Origin of the sequence: Cohaesibacter marisflavi, assembly GCF_963665895.2 — a bacterium.
In the GTDB taxonomy this organism is placed as follows: Bacteria; Pseudomonadota; Alphaproteobacteria; order Rhizobiales; family Cohaesibacteraceae; genus Cohaesibacter; species Cohaesibacter marisflavi.
In genome coordinates this window covers 4,561,832-4,579,596 of sequence record NZ_OY762534.1, presented here as the reverse complement: position 1 = coordinate 4,579,596, position 17,765 = coordinate 4,561,832, and the positions used below count along the sequence as shown (strand labels likewise).

The following is a 17,765-nucleotide window of genomic DNA, read 5'->3' as shown; positions in this document are numbered from 1 at the left end:
TCTTCTCAGCGCTGAAGCTTGAGGCCAACGCGAACAGTGTTGGTCTCGGTGTCTTCGCCCACCCAGTTGCTTTCGCGTTGGGAGCGCTCAATACTGGCGATGAGCTGGAGATTGCGATTGAAGGAGTAGGTCGCATTGAGCGTAGCGTCAAACACCCAGTCACGCCGACTTAACCCGTTATAGCTCTCACGGCTGATGTCACCGCTTGCGGTAAAGGTCAGGTTACGCAAAACAGCATATTCGGCAGAAGCGCTCACCCGATGAGTGGCAACGCTGCGGGCTGCTGTTGCCGTAGAGGTCAGCTCTGTCTCCAACCCACCACGAATGGTCCATAGCCCGTTGGGTGACCAGACCAGACTGGCGTCGGCAAACAGGGTTGTATCGCCGGACTGGCCAGCCTGTTCGGGATCCCAAGCGACAAGTCCGGCAGAAATCTCGCCCGAGAGCTTCTCGCGATTGACAACCTCGATACCGATGGCACCGCGTAGGCTATTCCCATTCTGACGATTATTTGTATCGCTATATTGGCGGCGAGAGATCTCTGCATCGATAAAGGGCTTTACCTGATCGGTAACGGGCACACCGATGCGCGCGCCCAGACGATAGGTGTCATAGTCACGGCTGGATTCCCCTTCATAGCGCAAGGCCCCCACAGATCCGCGCAATTGCAGATCCAGCTGCCCCAGCCGCTGATCAAGGGTCGCACCAGCGGAAAGACTGGTTTCATAGGTCGCCGTCTGTCCGGTGGCGTTCAACTCCACACTGCTGTCTTCCTGCAGACGGGAAAATGAACCATCCAGTGTCAGTTCGGTTTCAGAAGCCAGCTCAAGCCCCAGTGCGGCGCTCAACGACTGATCACTCTCCGGCTTCCTCTGAGGGGTGTCATAGGCGGTCATGCCAGCTCGGCCGGAAAGCGAGAGGGAATGCCGCATCCAGTCGGATTCAACCCGCAATTCGAACTCGGGATTGACCGTCCGTCCTTCCTGCCCGACAGCAGAAGCATCGACATTATCGGTCAGCTCCCCCCAAAGGGTGAGAGATGGATAAAACAGGAATTGCCCGACACGCACACCAAGAGGGTCATAAGGCCCCACAGTCTGACTGGTGGGGCCTGTGCGCCCCTGCTCTCTCTGAACCGGACGGTTGACACGTTGAGAGGGCTCAGGCACAGCCTCCTTGCCCGTGGCATCTTCACCTGACAGAAAACCGGCTCCTTCAGCGTCGACAGCCCCATTGTCCTCATAGCCGGTGCGGAGCGCTGCATTGGACACAGAATCAGAGAGGCTCTGCCCCACAGCCGGAGACAAAGGCAAACAGGCCGAAACCAACAAGCCGGAGATGAGTATTTGCCGCATGCCTGAGCGCCCTGCTACCTGTGTGCCGAGTTACTGGACCTGCCACCGAAGCCGCAGTCACATGCTTTTCACGGTCCTTTTCAGGCAGGCACCAAACGCCTGAAAAGAGTTTTCAAACCTTTCCAGATCGTAAAGAAATTTGGTTAACAACTCCTTGCCAACAAGGTTGCCTTAAAAGCACCCAATTCTGGTAAAAAGGATACCGCGAACAAACCTTAGACTCCCTTTTCTTCAGCATCTCGATGGTATAGAACACGACCCATACTCAGCTGAACCATCAGGACAATCCATGTTTACCCAGTCGCAAGGCGAGACGATTTCGCCAATCAATTCGGCCCATAACACCATCAACAACGAAATCGAAGGATTGAGCGCCCTGCGCGATGCTCTGAATGGCCCTCTGAAGGCGCCCTTTCAGGAAGCGATCTCCATTATTCAGGCAGCCAGAGGACGCGTCATCGTCACCGGCATGGGAAAGAGCGGGCATATTGCACGCAAGATTTCCGCCACGATGGCCTCAACCGGCACCCCATCCTTTTTCGTTCATCCAAGCGAGGCCAGCCACGGTGATTTGGGTATGATCCGCGACATGGATGTTGTTCTGGCCATGTCCTGGTCCGGCGAAACAGCCGAATTGGCGAGCATCATTTCCTACACCCGCCGCTTCAAGGTTCCACTGATCGGCATGTCGGCCAATCCGAACAGCACGCTGGGCACACAGTCCGATATCCATCTTTGCCTGCCCAAGGTAGAAGAGGCCTGCCCCCATGGTCTGGCGCCGACCACCTCCTGCATTCTGCAGCTCGCCTTGGGCGATACACTCTCCATTGCCCTTCTGGAAAGCCACGGCTTCACGGCCCATGATTTCAAGATTTTCCACCCCGGTGGCAGCCTTGGTGCGAGCCTGCAATATGTTCGCGACATCATGCATACCGGTGACGCCTTGCCTCTGATTGCAGCGGATACCCGTATGAGCGAAGTCATTCTGATCATGTCGCAAAAAGGCTTTGGCTGTGTGGGTGTGCTGGACGACAACGGGCATTTGCAAGGCATGGTCACAGATGGTGACTTGCGTCGTAATCTTAGAGACGATCTGTTGACGCGCCCGGTTTGCGACGTCATGACCAAAGATCCCAAAACCCTGACGCCAGACATTCTGGTGCCCACCGCAATCGAAATGCTGCACAGCGCGGCCATCATGTCTATCTTCGTGGTTGAAGACAACCGACCTGTCGGTCTTGTGCATATGCACGATTTCTTGCGTGCAGGCGTCGCCTGACCTGTGGATTTCTCGCAGCGACGCTACGGCCAAACCACTGCATAAATGGATGAATCCGGAGCGTCTGCAACCGTGTTATCTCTTTGGTAACCCTAATAGAAATTAATCATTAAACTCGCGTTTTTCAGCAATCCATTAGCAATCCATTAGAGCTGTTTCCATAGACTGCCAGATAAGAAAAATGGCAGTGGACCCAAGGTCCTCAAATTAGTCAGGAAACAGCAATGGATATTGCAACGCTTATCGGTATGGTTGCGGCATGTGGCGTCGTTGTAACCGCTATCCTTCTGGGCGGCACACTCGGGCAGTTCATTGATATTCCATCCGTCCTCATCGTGGTTGGGGGCGGATTGGCTGCGACTCTCATCCGTTTTACACTCGGCGGCATCGGCGGAGCAATCATGACCGGCGGCAAGGTTGCCTTCAGCGGCAAATCTGCCAATCCCCGTGAGATGATTGAAAAAATCACCGAGCTCGCTGACGTTGCCCGCAAAAGCGGCCCTCTTGGCTTGGAAGGTGTCGACGTTGACGACCCCGTGCTGGCCAAGGGCGTGCAGTTCATCGCCGACGGATACGAACCGAACTTCATCCGTGAAAGCATGGAACGGGAGCGCGATCTCTACATCGAACGCCTGCAGGAAGGCAAACGCTTCTACAAACAGTTGGGCGACGCCGCACCAGCCTTTGGCATGATCGGCACCCTAGTCGGTCTGGTGCAGATGCTCGCCGCCATGGATGACCCGTCGGCCATTGGCCCGGCCATGGCGATTGCCTTGTTGACGACCCTGTATGGCTCCCTGATTTCCAACATCATCTGCATTCCCATTACCGACAAGCTCGACGCCAAGCTGGACGGGGAAGACCTCAATCAGACGCTGATCATTGATGGCGTCATGCAGATCCGAGAAAACAAGAGCCCGAACCTCATCCGCGAAATGCTACTGGCCTATCTGCCAGAAAAAGCACGCAACGAACTTCTGGACGAGGCCGCTTAAGGCAGCCCGTCCCTAAAGACCGCATAACGAAGCGAACCGAGACGAGAAAAGAGCAAGGCGATGGCAAAGAAAAAACCACAAGGCGGAGGCGGTGCTCCCGATTGGTTGGTGACTTTCTCCGACCTCATGTCTCTGCTCGTCTGCTTTTTCGTGCTCATCATTTCCTTTTCCATTCAGGACAATGAAAAGCTGCAGGTCGTTGCCGGCTCCATGAAAGACGCGTTCGGCGTGAAGCCTGTCATGCGGAAAGCCGGCATGATCGAGATCGAAGGCATGCCGGTGCGCCAATATATCAAGGAAGTGGCCGCCGTCCCGCAGGAGAATGACTCCGACTATTCCCAGGAACGCCATGATCAGCGCACCAAGCAGGGACCGGAAGCCAACACCCACGATATCGAAAAGACCGAAATTGAAAAGCCTCGCATGTTTGCCACGGCCGCAGCCTCCTTGCGGCAGGCATGGCAGGAGCTGCCGGAAATCTCCGAGCTTTCCAAGCATATCATCATCGAAGAGCAGGAAGATGGCCTGAACATCCAGCTGGTGGATCAGGATGGCCGTTCCATGTTCGCCGAAGGGTCTAAGTTCCCGTATGACTTCACCCGTCGACTGATCGTAGCCATGGCGCCCGTTTTGGCCAACATGCCAAACCGGATCAAGATCACCGGCCACACGACCGCCTCCAACGTACCGGTTAACACCGGCTATACCGGTTGGGAGCTTTCCGCGGATCGGGCCAATGCTGTGCGCTCCATTCTGATGGAACACGGGCTTCCGGCAGATCAGATCTTCGGCGTGGTCGGCAAGGCCGACTCCGAGCCTCTCTTCCCCAATGATCCCTATCTGGCAGCCAACCGTCGCATCTCCATTCTGTTGATGAGCGAGGCCCCTCCTCTGCCGCCAACGCACCAGCCCTAAGCGTTAGACCAGATTTGCAATAATCTTGACTATTAGGTACAAATATACTCTGACATTGATACCTTTTTGCGATCCGGGCCATGCATATTCATCACCTGAACCAATGGAAGCACAATCACGTCTTTCTGAACGCCAAAGCCAGCGCGGCCAACGAAAAACGCGTATTGTATGTTGTCCTTCTGACGTTCGTCATGATGCTGATCGAGATATCGGCAGGCATCATCTTCAATTCCATGGCTCTTCTGGCAGATGGCTGGCATATGGCCACCCACGCGGGAGCGCTGGGCCTGACGATCTTTGCTTATCGCTATGCCAGAAACCACGCCCAGGACGTGCGGTTCACCTTCGGGGTCGGCAAGGTGGAAATTCTTGGGGGCTACACGAACGCTATTCTGCTCGGCATCGTAGCTTTGTTTGTGGCCTATGAATCCATCGATCACATGATCAACCCACGCGCTATTGCCTTCAACGAAGCCATGCTGGTGGCCTTCGTCGGCTTGCTGGTTAACGTTGCGAGCGTCTGGTTATTGGGTGACAATCATCATCACGGGCATAGTCATGGTCATTCGCATGATCATAGCCATGATCATGATCATGATCACCACCACCACCATCATAATACGCATGATGATCACGACGATCACCACCATAGCCACGACAGCCATGCGGCTGCCCATCACAGCCACGATGAACACGCCCACGACAAAAACCATGATCGCAATCTCAAGGGCGCCTATCTTCATGTGCTGGCAGACGCGCTGACCTCTGTTCTGGCGATTGCGGCGCTGCTCATGGGCAAGCTTTTTGGCTGGACATGGACCGACGCTCTCATGGGATTGGTTGGCGCGGCTCTCATCGGCCGCTGGTCCTTCCTGCTGATAAAGGAAACCGGCGGCATCCTGCTGGATCGCGTCAGCAAAATGGATCTTGCCGACAGGATCAAAGCAGAGATTGAAAACAGAGCCGACAACCGTGTTGTTGACCTCCATGTCTGGTATGTCGGCGCCAACAAATATGCCGCGATCGTGGCACTGGTCACTCACTATCCAAGAGCGGTGGAGCATTATAAAGAAATGCTGGCCACCATTCCCGAACTCGCACACATCACGGTGGAAATACACCAGTGCGAAGGGGTATCTTGCATTGAGGTGAGCCCGCAAGATCGCAAAGCCTGACCCTGCGCACACAGCCAAAGAAAGAAAGCCCCCGAAAAGACCATGCTCTTCGGGGGCTTTCTTTATTCAACGACCTTGTCTGACTTAACGAGCTTCTCTGACTTATCAGCTTTGACTGTCTGGTTCGACAAGGACGACCTCGAGTTCTGTCCCCTCTCCGCCGATCACCTTGACGCGGCTCCCTGCGGAACAATCAGGGCCGGAAATACGCCAATAGCTGTCGCGTACCTTGACCCGCCCATGGCCATTCACAATCGGTTCGTCCAGTTGATAGACATCACCGACCAGCGCTTGGGCCCGATCATTGAGCAGGGGCTTGTCCGTGCCGCTCTTGGCCGTCTTGCTCAGAATGAAACGCCCCACGATGACAGAAAGCAGCGACAGGACTGCAAACAGAATGAGCGCGCTTTGCCACCCGAAATCGATCACGAATGACAAGCCGCCCACGAGCAGTGCCGCCACGCCAAACCAGAGAAACATGGTCCCCGGCGCCAATATTTCCAGCACCAGCAATATCACGCCCACAACAACCCAGAACCATGGCCCTAGCACCACCATCCAATGTGCAATCATTGATCCATCCTTCAATTGCCGAGCCCGTAAAGCCCTGATGCAGCCATCCGATCAGTCTTCCTTGACCGTGGGCACACGTCCAGCGCGGGCAGGCGGTGTGCCATCCTTGCCAAACACCTGTTTGCTCAATTCACCTATGCCACCAAGAGCGCCCAGAATGGATGTCGCCTCAAGCGGCAGCATGACGACCTTTTGGTTCGGAGCCTTGACCACTTCGCCCAAAGTATCGACATATTTGCTGGCAACAAAATAGTTGATGGCCTGAATGTCCCCCTCGGCAATAGCCTTGCTGACCACTTCAGTCGCCTTGGCATCCGCCTCGGCAACACGTTCTCTGGCTTCAGCAGCCAGAAACTGTGCTTGTCGCTCGCCTTCAGCCTGCAGGATCTTGCCCTGTTTTTCCCCTTCAGCTCTCAGAATGGCAGACTGTCTATCCCCTTCAGCTTCAAGAATGGATGCGCGCTTTTCGCGCTCTGCCTTCATCTGACGTCCCATGGCTTCCACAAGGTCTGTAGGCGGGTTGATGTCCTTGATCTCGATGCGGGAAATCTTGACGCCCCATGGAGCTGCCGCTTCATCAACGACATGCAACAGACGGGAATTGATCTCATCGCGATTGGAGAGCAATTCATCCAGATCCATCGAGCCCATCACGGTTCTGATGTTGGTCATGGTCAGGTTGAGCAGAGCCTGTTCGAGATTATTAACCTCGTAGGCGGCATCAGCGGCATTCATCACCTGATAAAAGGCCACGCCATCCGAGGTGATGCTGGCATTATCGCGCGTGATAACCTCTTGGCTGGGCACATCAAGCACCTGCTCCATCATATTCATCCGGGCACCAATCCGGTCTATAAACGGCACGATCAGCGACAGCCCCGGTTTCAACGTCCGCTTATAGGCGCCAAACCGCTCGATGGTAAAATTATATCCCTGAGGTACGGTCTTCACCCCTGCAAGCAGGATGAGAATGAACAACACCACCAGGACGATAACAAAAATATCAAATCCCGTAATATCCACTGAACGATCTCCGATGTGAGAGGAAGACAAAAGATGCGACCATTATGAAGATTGTATCTTACGCCTGAATTACAAGCGACGCACTTGCCAATTCCGAGTGTTGTAGCAGGTTGACAAAGCAATGGCTTTGAAAAAATGCCCTTCCCTGTTTAACGAGCTCCAATGCCTGAACAAGCCCCATTGGTTCCAATTGTTTGGCAGAACCATACCAACAAAAGAAAAAGCCTCGGCTCTCTGACCTTCAGGTTTACTGAAACCAACAAATCATTCAAAAATTCCGATATTAGAAACAATCTTGATGACACATCAAATAATTTACCGATTTTTAGTTGTCATTGTAAATTATGACAAGAGAGCAGATGGGGGTCTGCTCACAAACAGAAAGTGGGGACGACTGATGCCGACTGCTGTTCAACATGGCTCTGCCGTGATTGTCGATGGCAACACGTTTCAGCGCAAGCTGCTGCGCTCGGTCTTGCGTACTTCGGGGTTCATTCGTGTTGCGGAATTCGACAAACTCGAATTCGGCCTTGATGAAGCCAAACGTACGTTTCCGAATTTTCTCTTTCTTGACTACAACACAGCTTCCAGTTCCGAATTACTCAGAGGGCGGCCGGATATCAGCAAAACCTATTTAGGAGAAGCGACCTACCTGATTTTTATCATGGAGAATCCAACCCGCTATCGTGTCACCAGCGCTATCGCCCATGGCGCGCACTGGATCATTTCTCGCCCCTTCTCGACGAATGCCCTCAATGCCAGAATCAGAGCAGTGATGAATCCGGACCATCTGGATACCAACGCCCCAGTGGCCAGATCGCTCAAAGACAATCAGGCACAACAGGCAGCCCGCATTGCCAATCGCGATCTTGATCCTGTTTCTCTCTCCAGCATAACCTCATCATCGCGCCCTATCCAGCAGGATGACTTTTTCGAAAATGACATGTTCGATGATTATGACGAAATCTTTCAAAGACGAACCGCTAGTGGCCAGTCTGAGAAAGAAAAAACCAAAGCCGAAGCAGATGCATTCCTGATCTAGCTCCCCTCGTTTCATCAGTTTTCCAGACACCAAGCGGATGCAAGCAACAAATCATTATGTCGCCCACACCGATAGACCCGGTCATTCTTGACAGATTAAATTATATCAAATATTCATGAAATATGGATACTAATGAAGCAACGATTGCATTTTCGGCTCTAAGCCAGCCCACAAGGCTCGACGTTTTCCGCCTGCTCATCAAGGCGGGTGTTGACGGCCTTTTGTCCGGAGAGATGGGACAGATGCTTGACGTCAAGCAGAACACCATGTCGACAAATCTCAACATTCTGCTCAGGGCGGGCCTGATCCGCAACGAGCGGGAGGGACGATCCGTGCGCTATTTTGCTGACATGGAAGGCATTGGCGCGCTCGTCAGCTTCTTGCTTGAAGACTGCTGCGGAGGCAATGCCGAACAATGCGCACCGATTATTGAAGCAACCTGTAGCCTCGGCTGCACCCCAATTCCATCTAGAACCAGTGAATTGAGCGAACCATTTTGATGAGCATCACCATTTATCACAATCCTGCCTGCGGCACATCACGCAACACCCTTGAGATGATCCGCAAAGCCGGTATCGAGCCGACCATCATTGAATATCTCAAAACGCCACCGACACGCGACGAATTGGTTGCGCTGCTCGATGCCATGCCCATCACGGCCAGAGACCTTTTGCGCCAGAAGGGTACTCCCTATGATGAACTGGGGCTGGCTGATCCAGAGCTCACTGACGATGATCTGATTGATGCCATGATGGACCATCCGATCCTCATCAACAGACCAATCGTCATCAGCGATAAGGGAGTCAATCTGTGCCGCCCGTCAGAAAAGGTCATGGAGCTTCTTCCCACTGATATCGGCAGCTTCACCAAGGAAGATGGTGAAGTGGTAACGTCCGATAAGAGCTAGACGAACCGTCATGGATATCACGACAGACAAGCCCTTCGGCATCGCACTTGATGCACAGGATCACCTTGCCGATCCTGCGCTTTTGCATGCCATAGACCACAGCTATCTGGCCAGCCCGAGTGACGATGGCCACCCGCCTCGCATTCTGCTACTCTATGGCTCCCTGCGCAAACGCTCCTTCTCGCGTCTCGTTGCCTATGAGGCAGCCCGACTGCTCACGGCACTTGGCGCGGAATGCCGCCTGTTTGACCCCTCAGGGCTCCCCCTGCCCGATGATGCCGATGCAAGCCACCCCAAGGTGCAGGAATTGCGAGACCTCTCATCCTGGGCCGAAGGTATGGTCTGGGTTTCACCAGAGCGCCACGGTGCCATGACAGGCATCATGAAGGCGCAGATCGACTGGATTCCCCTATCGCTGGGTGCCGTGCGCCCGACACAGGGCAAGACCCTTGCACTGATGCAGGTGGAAGGCGGCTCCCAAAGCTTCAATGCCGTCAACCAGATGCGGCTTCTAGGGCGCTGGATGCGAATGATCACCATCCCGAACCAATCCTCCATAGCCAAGGCCTTTACCGAATTTGGCGAGGATGATCGCATCAAGCCATCGCCCTACTACAACCGCATCATCGATGTCTGCGAAGAGCTGATGAAATTCACATGGATGACCCGCAGTCGTTCCGACTATCTGGTTGACCGATATTCAGAACGGGTCGAAACCGGCCAACAGCTGATCGACCGGGTCAATATGAAGAAGATTTGATCTGACGAACGCATAAACAGCCCAATGCGCAGCAACATATAGTCATGTCCATGAAAAAGGCCCGCCGGATTCATCCAGCGGGCCTTTTTATGCATTCTCGTCAGTGACGTCCGATCATCGATAGATCAGATGCGGCAACCATGTAGTCAATTCCGGGAAGTACCACAGGATCAACAGGGCGAACGCCTGAATGAAGACGAACGGAATGATACCGCGATAAATCTGGCCCGTGCGCACGGAGGCAGGCGCCACACCGCGCAAATAGAACAGCGCAAAGCCGAATGGTGGCGTCAGGAAGGAGGTCTGCAAGTTGACCGCCATCATGATACCCAACCAGATCGGGCTCATGGTATCGCCATTTGGCATTTCCATCTGCAGCAACACAGGCGCAACCATCGGCACAACCACAAACACGATTTCAAGAAAATCGAGGAAGAAGCCGAGGAAGAACATCAGCAGCATAACCGCAATCATAGCCCCCACAGCGCCTCCCGGCATGCTGGCCAGGGCTTCCTGAATCATCTCTTCGCCGCCAAGTCCTCGGAACACCAGCGAGAAGAGCGAAGCACCGATCAGAATGAGAAACACCATGGTTGTCACCTCAGTGGTGCCTTCCATGACGGTTCTCAGAACACCGTTCTTATAGGTCCGGATCAGCGCGGTCAGCATACCCCAGCCCAAAAGCAATACGCAGATCGCTGCCACGATGATGGCCGCCAGATCCATTGGCTCGATATGATCCCGTGCAATGCGCAGATCCATGAATTCTGACAGGAACAGAGCAACAACAAGGCCAACTGCGGCAGCAATGATGCTCTTGCCGCGTTTTTCATCCAAACGGTAGCCAGCGAGCAAAATGGCACCCACGGCACCAACAGCGGCCGCTTCGGTTGGCGTGGCAACACCACCCAAAATGGAGCCGAGAACAGCAAGAATCAGGATGAGTGGTGGCAGCAGCGCGTGGAAAACTTCCGTTACAGTCACTTTCTCACGTTCTTCTTTCGGGATAGAAGGCGCAACACTCGGCTTCACCGTCGCAATGACGATCTGATAGATGATATAGAAACCAACCAGCATCAAGCCCGGTATCAATGCACCAGCAAAAAGGTCGCCCACCGAAATCGGATCCGGCGAGAAAATACCCATATCCAGCTGCGCTTTCTGATAGGCGTTGGAGAGCTGGTCGCCCAGAATGACGAGCACGATAGATGGCGGAATGATCTGCCCCAAGGTACCGGCAGCGGCGATCGAGCCACAGGCCAGTTCAGCAGAATAACCACGCTTGAGCATGCTCGGCAGAGACAAGAGCCCCATGGTGACAACCGTCGCACCGACAATACCGGTAGACGCTGCCAGCAGGGCCCCCACGATGGACACGGCAATACCGAGACCACCATTGACCGACCCGAGCATGCGCCCCATCGTATCGAGCAATTCTTCAGCAACCTTCGAGCGTTCCAGAACAACGCCCATAAAGACGAACAGAGGAACAGCCACGAGGGTCTCGTTGGTCATGGTGCCGAAAATACGCTGCGGCAGGGCCGACAGGAACGACATTTCAAAGGCACCAAAGCCCCAACCGATCAGAGCAAAGATAAGAGCAACGCCAGCAAGGCTAAAAGCCACCGGAAAGCCGAGCATGAGCACGACACAAGCCGCAGCGAACATCATCAGGTCAAGAGAATGCGCAATCGCTTCCATCAGCCTTCTCCCATCTGCTGCAAGCGCTGCAATTCAATCTCATCACCCTGAAGGGCACACCATGATCTCATGAACATCACAAAGCCCTGCAGGGCCATCTGTATAGCGAACACGATGATGGCACTCTTAAGCAGGAAGCGCGCCTGAATACCGGATGTTTCGGCACTGCCTTCCAGAATCGCCCAACTATTATAGACATAATCCCAGGAGACAAAGACGAGCAGAACACAGACAGGAACAAGCAGAACAACTGCGCCAAACATATTGATCTTGGCCTTCGTGCGCGGATGCGCTTCACGATAGAAGATATCCACGCGCACATGGCCGTCTCTGGAAAGAGTGAAGGCCGAAGCCTGCATGAAAAGAAAAGCGTGTACGTATACAATCAGTTCCTGGGCCCAGATGGAGCCAACACCAAAGATGTAGCGCATCAACACGACAACAAACTGTATTAGAACAACGATAAGAGCGAACCAGGCAAGTCCTTTGCCCGTCGCTACATTGACCCGATCAATCAGGTCTGCCAGAGCGCGCATCGTTTAACTCCTGTCCACGACCGAAAACAAACAATAAGACAAAAGCAAACAAACCCATTTTGTTCGCTCAAAGGGAGGTCGGAACTTTTGTTGTTTGGCATACACAACCCGGTCGAGCGCTTCAACCCGGATGTGAAGGTCTTATGTGTGAGAACCTGAAAATGTTGAAATAAACCAGAACAAATTTCAGGCATAAAGATGCTCCCCCCAAATCTGGGGAGAGCGGAGCAAGCATTTCAGAAGCTTTAGCCAAGAACGCGGTCACGACCATCCAAGAACGGACGCTCGGTAATACGCATCCAGTCGCCAACATTCTTGCGGGCAGCCAGATAGCTTTCATAAATACGACCGGACAATTCGTCCTGAGCGCCGAATTCAGCAACCACTTCTTCGCAAACCTTACCGATGGCGTCAAAAACGTCATCCGGGAACTTCTTGAGTACGACGCCATGCTTGTTGACCAACTGCTCCAGAGCTGCACCGTTATGAGCGTTGTATTCAGAAGACAGCAGGTTGTTTTCTGCGATGCAGGCAGTTCTCAACATGGCCTGATCAGCTTTCGAGAAGTCGTTGAAGACATCCAGGTTCACACCAACGGAGATACCGCCACTTGGCTCATGGAAGCCAGGATAGTAGTAGAATTTGGTGGTCTTGTAGAAGCCCAGAGCCAGATCGTTCCAAGGGCCGACAAATTCGGTCGCATCGATTGCGCCGGACTGCAGAGCCTGGAAGATTTCGCCACCCGGCAAGGAAACAGCGGATGCACCCAGACGGCGAAGCACTTCACCCCCCATGCCCGGCATACGCATTTTCAGGCCCTTGATATCGTCAAGAGACTTGATTTCCTTGTTGAACCAGCCACCCATCTGAGCGCCGGTGTTGCCAGCAGGGAAGGATTTGACATTGAATGATGCTGCCAGTTCGTCCCAGAGTTCTTGACCGCCCTGATGGTGAATCCATGCGTCAAACTCGGTTGCCGTCATGCCCATTGGCACGGTGGTAAAGAAAGCCAGAGACTTGCTTTTGCCCACGAAGTTATATTCGGATGCGTGATACATGTCGGCGGTGCCGGTCATCACGGCATCATAGGCTTCAAAAGCAGGAACCAATTCGCCAGCACTATAGACTTTCACGGTCAGGCGGCCATCGGTCATGGCGGTGATGTTGTCAGCCAAACGCTGAGCACCGGTGCCAAGGCCGGGGAAGTTTTTCGGCCAGCTCGTGACCATTTTCAAAGTGCGCTTACCCTGAGCGTAAGCTGGAGCTGCGAGCGTGCTTGCAGCGGCGCCGCCAGACACGAGGCTGGCTTTTTTCAAGAAATCGCGACGATCCATTTAGGATTCCTCCTTGAGCTGTTTTCTAATTTTCAGACTGCCTTAGCCAATTTTGTTCGAATATGTAAAAAACGAAAAGCTGCGATGATAGCATCAGAAAGCCAGATACTGTATCACTATGCAAGACAACAGTCCGGGGTCGGAACATGAGCAAGAAACAACCACAAAACTGCCCGAATGCCAACGGAAAATTAGCATTTAAGCTCAAAATTTTGCTGATTGCTATCTTGCCTATCATTTTGGTGTCAGGACTGACAGGATGGATGATCCACACTGAGGCAAATCGCCTCATCTCAAAAGAAGTCGAGTTGGTTGAGAACCGAATCCTTGAGGTTCGTCGGCAGGAGCTGAAAAACTATACCTCACTCGCCCTGACCGCCATTCGCCATGAATATGCAAACAACGGCGAGGAGACGCCACAAGCCCGAGAGGCCGTACGCCAGATATTGCACAATCTCAATTACGGACAAGACGGCTACTTTTTCGCCTATGACCGTGCCGGCACCAATCTGGTCAATGCCCCCAACCCGGATCTTCTGGGTCAAAATCTCTGGTACAAGCGCGACGATCAAGGACGTTTTTTTCTTCAGGAACTGATGAAAAGAGCCGTCGATGGTGGCGGCTACTACACTTTCAAATGGCCCAAACCATCAACGGGAATGGACACCCTCAAGCTGGGCTACGCAACTTTTCTGCCGGACTGGGGCTGGATGATCGGAACCGGGTCCTACCTTGACGACATCAAGCAGGAAATATCGGTTTTGAACAAAGATATGCGCGCGACGGCACGCCATACGGAAATCACGTTCCTGATCATGTCCTTGCTGATTATAGGCATCACAGCCCTTTCCATCGCCGCACTGCATTTCAACGAACACAAACTAGCAGATGAAAAGCTCAAGGCATTAACGCAACGCATCATCGATGTGCAGGAAGAGGAACGCAAGCGCGTATCAAATGACCTGCATGATGGTCTCAACCAGCTCTTGGTCAGCATCCGACACAGGCTTGAGCTGGCCGTGGAGCAGATATCAAAACCTGCAGTGGCTCAACCACTCATGGAAAAGAGTCTGGCAATTCTGGATACGTCGATTGCCGATGTGCGCCGCATCTCAAAAGCACTGCACCCTTCGGCTCTGGCCAATATCGGCCTAAGCGAAGCAATCAGGGAATTGGGACAGGATTTTGAAGACAGCACGCTGATCAAGACAAATGTCATAGCAACCCGCGTTGATTATCTGCTGCCTGAAGCGGCCAAGATAGCCTTGTTCAGAATAACCCAGGAAGCTCTCACCAATGTTGTCCGTCACACGGATGCCAAGCGGTTACAAATCTTCCTCTGCATTGAAGAAAGAACAAAAGGAAAAAAGACCATCACACTGTCGATTGAAGACGATGGTACGAGCTTCACGGACCCCAGTTCACTGACCACAGATTCCGGCCTTGGCCTGCGCAACATGGTCGAGAGGGTTGAAAGTCATGGTGGTGCCCTTACATTTGCAAAAGGAGAGTTGGGTGGATTAAAAATCACAATCAAGATACCACAAGCTTAAGAACCATACCTTAAATGACTCATTAAGTACAAATCAGAACATTGTGTGCTTTCAATTGCCACAATGTGACTATATCCTAACGGAGAAACAAGCCAAGGCTGGAATCACTCCCGTTTTACAAAGCATCTCCCAACAGCGTTCGAAAAATGAAAGAAAAAATTCGTATAGTCATCGCCGATGACCATGCTCTGGTTAGAGACGGCATTCGCGCACGTCTAGAGCTTGAAGAGACTATCGAAATCGTCGCTGAGGCCGAAGATGGTTTTCAGGCGATCGAGAAAGCACGGGATTTCCAACCAGACATCCTGATGCTCGACATCTCCATGCCCAACTGCAACGGCTTGGAAGCGGCGGAGCAGATCCATATCGTATCGCCAGACAGTCGCATTCTGTTCCTGTCGATGCATGACAATCCCGAATATGTGCGCGCCGCTGTCAAATCAGGCGCCTCGGGTTTCCTGCTCAAGGATATTGGCGCCAGCGACATGGTGAAAGCGATCGAGACCATTTCGCAAGGGGACTATTATTTTTCCAAGAATATCTCCGTTGACGCCCTCAAGCCTGCGAAAGAAAAGCCCGAGAACCCCTTCAACCTGACAGAGAGAGAAATTGAGGTACTCAGGGGCATCGCCTTGGGCAAGGCCAACAAGGAGATCGCCGGTGACCTTGGCATCGGCGTCAGAACCGTCGAAAGCCACAGACAGCGCATGCGTGAAAAGCTCGGCGGAGGCAATGCGGCTCAATTGACGCACATGGCCATGGAACTTGGCTTGGTCGACAAATCAACATCAAGCACACTTGCACCCTGACTGTTCGCCCCCCCCCAAACCGGGGCGATAGGTTTGACGCCTCTATGTCACTAAAGCAGATTGGCAAGCAGCAGAATGCCACCAAACATCGACACGATGACACCGGCGAGAAACAGAATGATCACGCCGAACCAGTCCAGAGCTTTGCTGGGAAGCCCCCTGTTGGCGAGCGCCTGCGAAAATGATCTCGCATAAACCGCGATCAGAGCCAGTGCAGCCACCGTCAATCCCGTGCCAAGCCCCATCGCGTAAGCAGAGAGCACCCCGGCCCAGAAAACTTTCTGCGACAAGGCAAAGACCAGAACGATCAACGCGCCTGAGCAAGGGCGCAGCCCCATGGAAATGACTGCCAGCGCCATGCCGCGCACACCTTTGGCCTGCTCTATCACCTCCAGCGGAGCCGCATGACTGTGGCCACAGCCACATGCCTCATCATGATGATGGTCATGGTGGTGGTGGTGGTCATGGTCATGGCCATGATGATCAACATGATGCGCAACGGCAGGCTCATTACCTTTCAAACGCCCCCATTCATGACTCGCCGAACGCATCGCCCGCAGGATAAGCCAGCCTCCCAATATGACGAACATGGCGTAAGAGGCCAATTCAAGCAATTGGGCTGTCTGGGTGATCACGATGGAGGTGAGATTGAGCAGAACCGCAGCGATGCCGATCAACAGAACAGCGACGCTGGCCTGCACCATTGCCGCCACCAAAGCCAGAATGGCCCCCTTGCGCGCCGAGGCTCCGCTGGCAAACAAATAGGTTGTCAGAACCACCTTGCCATGTCCCGGACCAGCAGCATGAAAAAGCCCATAGGCCATGGAAAGCCCGAGCAGCAAAAACAAGGCGGGCCAACTCGTGCGCACCAGCTTCACCGCATCCTTAAGTGCCATATAGAAATCAGACTGCCGCGCCAAAATCCAGCGCTGGATATCGGCCCATAAGCCAGAGGTTGCCATAGGACCAGTCGTATCCGGCAAGGCCACTCCGAATGGCGACGGCGTTGCATGAGCAGCGAGGGGCATTGCCACCCACAGAAAGGCCGCGCTCAGCATAACAAGGGCAAAGCCAGCAAACAGCGTGCCGACAGAAGGCCTGAACGGCCCGAGACTTAATCGCATTTCAAATATACCTGATTGGCCATGGCGACCGTAAACTGCATCAGATCGGAAGGAATAGCGCGCTGATCAGCTGGGATCGCCGCCAGCTGGCTGGCCACATCATCATCCAGCCCCTTGGGGCGCTCGACACGGGCATGACAATTGGCGGGAGCATTCAAAAGTTTGGCAGGGCTTTTGTCGGCAAAGGTAAAGTCGACGAAGAAACTGGGATCATAGACGTCGAGAACGGCTTCCTGATGGGTGTCGACATCTGCAACCACCGGCAATGTGAAGTGCAACACAAGCTGATCACCGGAAACAGACAACCAATAATCATAAGGGTCACCGAAGGCCGTCTCGCCGGTATCAGGAGCCCCCTTTTGGTACAGCTCTGAGAAATAGCCATACTCGGACAAGGATTCCACATTCACTTGTGCCAACGGCTGCAGCTCTTCACGCGAAAGCACACCATCATCATTTTCATCCAGCCCCTGGCTCGCAAAGGCGCTGAAGGCTTCATCAAAGGTCCAGCGGTGATTGATCGCCGTGATCTTTTGCCCGTCCATAACCAGCTCACTCTGAACAGAGACCCAAACATGGGGATGCGCCTGAGCAGTAGTATAAAGGCCACATGACACCACAAGAGCGGCTGGGAGAAACCAAAGGCGGAAAGGCATGAAAGACATCCTCAGTGATCACGGGTTG

18 protein-coding genes are annotated in these 17,765 nt (G+C 53.5%); 10 read left to right on the top strand and 8 right to left on the bottom strand.

Annotated features, from left to right (window positions below; all coding sequences use genetic code 11):
- Positions 1-5: 5 nt before the first annotated feature.
- On the bottom strand, positions 6-1,355 hold the full coding sequence (locus ACKPCT_RS21320; protein WP_319567907.1) for an outer membrane beta-barrel protein: 1,350 nt from the start codon (positions 1,353-1,355) through the stop codon (positions 6-8).
- A gap of 289 nt (positions 1,356-1,644) precedes the next feature.
- On the opposite strand from ACKPCT_RS21320, the gene ACKPCT_RS21315 reads away from it, so the two are divergent.
- The 4 genes from ACKPCT_RS21315 to ACKPCT_RS21300 all read left to right on the top strand — a co-directional run bounded on the left by ACKPCT_RS21315 (position 1,645) and on the right by ACKPCT_RS21300 (position 5,719).
- Positions 1,645-2,634 (top strand): KpsF/GutQ family sugar-phosphate isomerase, encoded by a 990-nt coding sequence (locus ACKPCT_RS21315; protein WP_319567906.1) that lies wholly within the window; start codon positions 1,645-1,647, stop codon positions 2,632-2,634.
- 224 nt (positions 2,635-2,858) lie between these two features.
- Positions 2,859-3,629, top strand: coding sequence for a MotA/TolQ/ExbB proton channel family protein (locus ACKPCT_RS21310; RefSeq protein ID WP_090073210.1), 771 nt, complete (start codon positions 2,859-2,861; stop codon positions 3,627-3,629).
- Positions 3,630-3,689: 60 nt separating this feature from the next.
- On the top strand, positions 3,690-4,544 hold the full coding sequence (locus ACKPCT_RS21305; protein ID WP_090073209.1) for an OmpA/MotB family protein: 855 nt from the start codon (positions 3,690-3,692) through the stop codon (positions 4,542-4,544).
- 80 nt (positions 4,545-4,624) lie between these two features.
- Complete coding sequence (locus ACKPCT_RS21300; protein ID WP_319567905.1) at positions 4,625-5,719, top strand: cation diffusion facilitator family transporter; 1,095 nt, start codon at positions 4,625-4,627, stop codon at positions 5,717-5,719.
- A gap of 105 nt (positions 5,720-5,824) precedes the next feature.
- Here the strand turns inward: ACKPCT_RS21300 and ACKPCT_RS21295 are convergent, their stop codons facing one another.
- Together ACKPCT_RS21295 and ACKPCT_RS21290 are read right to left on the bottom strand one after the other, a co-directional pair.
- A complete protein-coding gene (locus ACKPCT_RS21295) occupies positions 5,825-6,292 on the bottom strand; it encodes an NfeD family protein (RefSeq protein WP_319567904.1) in 468 nt (155 codons plus the stop codon).
- 51 nt (positions 6,293-6,343) lie between these two features.
- A complete protein-coding gene (locus ACKPCT_RS21290; RefSeq protein WP_319567903.1) occupies positions 6,344-7,315 on the bottom strand; it encodes an SPFH domain-containing protein in 972 nt (323 codons plus the stop codon).
- Positions 7,316-7,712: 397 nt separating this feature from the next.
- Here ACKPCT_RS21290 and ACKPCT_RS21285 point away from each other — a divergent pair, with 397 nt between their 5' ends.
- The 4 genes from ACKPCT_RS21285 to arsH all read left to right on the top strand — a co-directional run bounded on the left by ACKPCT_RS21285 (position 7,713) and on the right by arsH (position 10,024).
- Positions 7,713-8,357 carry a hypothetical protein gene (locus ACKPCT_RS21285; protein ID WP_319567902.1) on the top strand — a complete coding sequence of 215 codons (645 nt, stop codon included), beginning with the start codon at positions 7,713-7,715 and terminating at the stop codon, positions 8,355-8,357.
- 122 nt (positions 8,358-8,479) lie between these two features.
- Positions 8,480-8,857: an ArsR/SmtB family transcription factor gene (locus ACKPCT_RS21280; RefSeq protein ID WP_319567901.1), complete on the top strand. Its 378-nt coding sequence runs from the start codon at positions 8,480-8,482 to the stop codon at positions 8,855-8,857.
- Positions 8,857-9,264 (top strand): arsenate reductase (glutaredoxin), encoded by a 408-nt coding sequence (arsC, locus tag ACKPCT_RS21275; RefSeq protein ID WP_090073199.1) that lies wholly within the window; start codon positions 8,857-8,859, stop codon positions 9,262-9,264. Before ACKPCT_RS21280 ends, arsC begins: the two co-directional genes overlap by 1 nt.
- A gap of 10 nt (positions 9,265-9,274) precedes the next feature.
- Entirely contained in the window at positions 9,275-10,024 is a 750-nt protein-coding gene (gene arsH / locus ACKPCT_RS21270) for an arsenical resistance protein ArsH (protein ID WP_090073197.1), read from the top strand.
- Between the two features lie 114 nt (positions 10,025-10,138).
- Here arsH and ACKPCT_RS21265 read toward each other — a convergent pair whose 3' ends face one another.
- The 3 genes from ACKPCT_RS21265 to ACKPCT_RS21255 all read right to left on the bottom strand — a co-directional run bounded on the left by ACKPCT_RS21265 (position 10,139) and on the right by ACKPCT_RS21255 (position 13,595).
- A complete protein-coding gene (locus ACKPCT_RS21265) occupies positions 10,139-11,725 on the bottom strand; it encodes a TRAP transporter large permease (RefSeq protein WP_090073195.1) in 1,587 nt (528 codons plus the stop codon).
- The gene (locus ACKPCT_RS21260) at positions 11,725-12,261 is read right to left on the bottom strand and encodes a TRAP transporter small permease subunit (RefSeq protein WP_090073192.1); all 537 of its coding nucleotides are present in this window, start codon (positions 12,259-12,261) and stop codon (positions 11,725-11,727) included. The genes ACKPCT_RS21265 and ACKPCT_RS21260 overlap by 1 nt, the downstream gene beginning before the upstream one ends.
- Before the next feature lie 245 nt (positions 12,262-12,506).
- Positions 12,507-13,595, bottom strand: coding sequence for a TRAP transporter substrate-binding protein (locus ACKPCT_RS21255; protein ID WP_090073191.1), 1,089 nt, complete (start codon positions 13,593-13,595; stop codon positions 12,507-12,509).
- Positions 13,596-13,858: 263 nt separating this feature from the next.
- On the opposite strand from ACKPCT_RS21255, the gene ACKPCT_RS21250 reads away from it, so the two are divergent.
- Both ACKPCT_RS21250 and ACKPCT_RS21245 read left to right on the top strand, forming a co-directional pair.
- Positions 13,859-15,148 (top strand): cache domain-containing protein, encoded by a 1,290-nt coding sequence (locus tag ACKPCT_RS21250; RefSeq protein WP_175528069.1) that lies wholly within the window; start codon positions 13,859-13,861, stop codon positions 15,146-15,148.
- A gap of 146 nt (positions 15,149-15,294) precedes the next feature.
- Positions 15,295-15,957 carry a response regulator transcription factor gene (locus tag ACKPCT_RS21245; RefSeq protein WP_319567900.1) on the top strand — a complete coding sequence of 221 codons (663 nt, stop codon included), beginning with the start codon at positions 15,295-15,297 and terminating at the stop codon, positions 15,955-15,957.
- 50 nt (positions 15,958-16,007) lie between these two features.
- Here the strand turns inward: ACKPCT_RS21245 and ACKPCT_RS21240 are convergent, their stop codons facing one another.
- Together ACKPCT_RS21240 and ACKPCT_RS21235 are read right to left on the bottom strand one after the other, a co-directional pair.
- Positions 16,008-17,081 carry a nickel/cobalt transporter gene (locus tag ACKPCT_RS21240; protein ID WP_319567899.1) on the bottom strand — a complete coding sequence of 358 codons (1,074 nt, stop codon included), beginning with the start codon at positions 17,079-17,081 and terminating at the stop codon, positions 16,008-16,010.
- Positions 17,072-17,737: a DUF1007 family protein gene (locus ACKPCT_RS21235; protein ID WP_175528068.1), complete on the bottom strand. Its 666-nt coding sequence runs from the start codon at positions 17,735-17,737 to the stop codon at positions 17,072-17,074. Before ACKPCT_RS21235 ends, ACKPCT_RS21240 begins: the two co-directional genes overlap by 10 nt.
- Between the last annotated feature and the right edge of the window lie 28 nt (positions 17,738-17,765).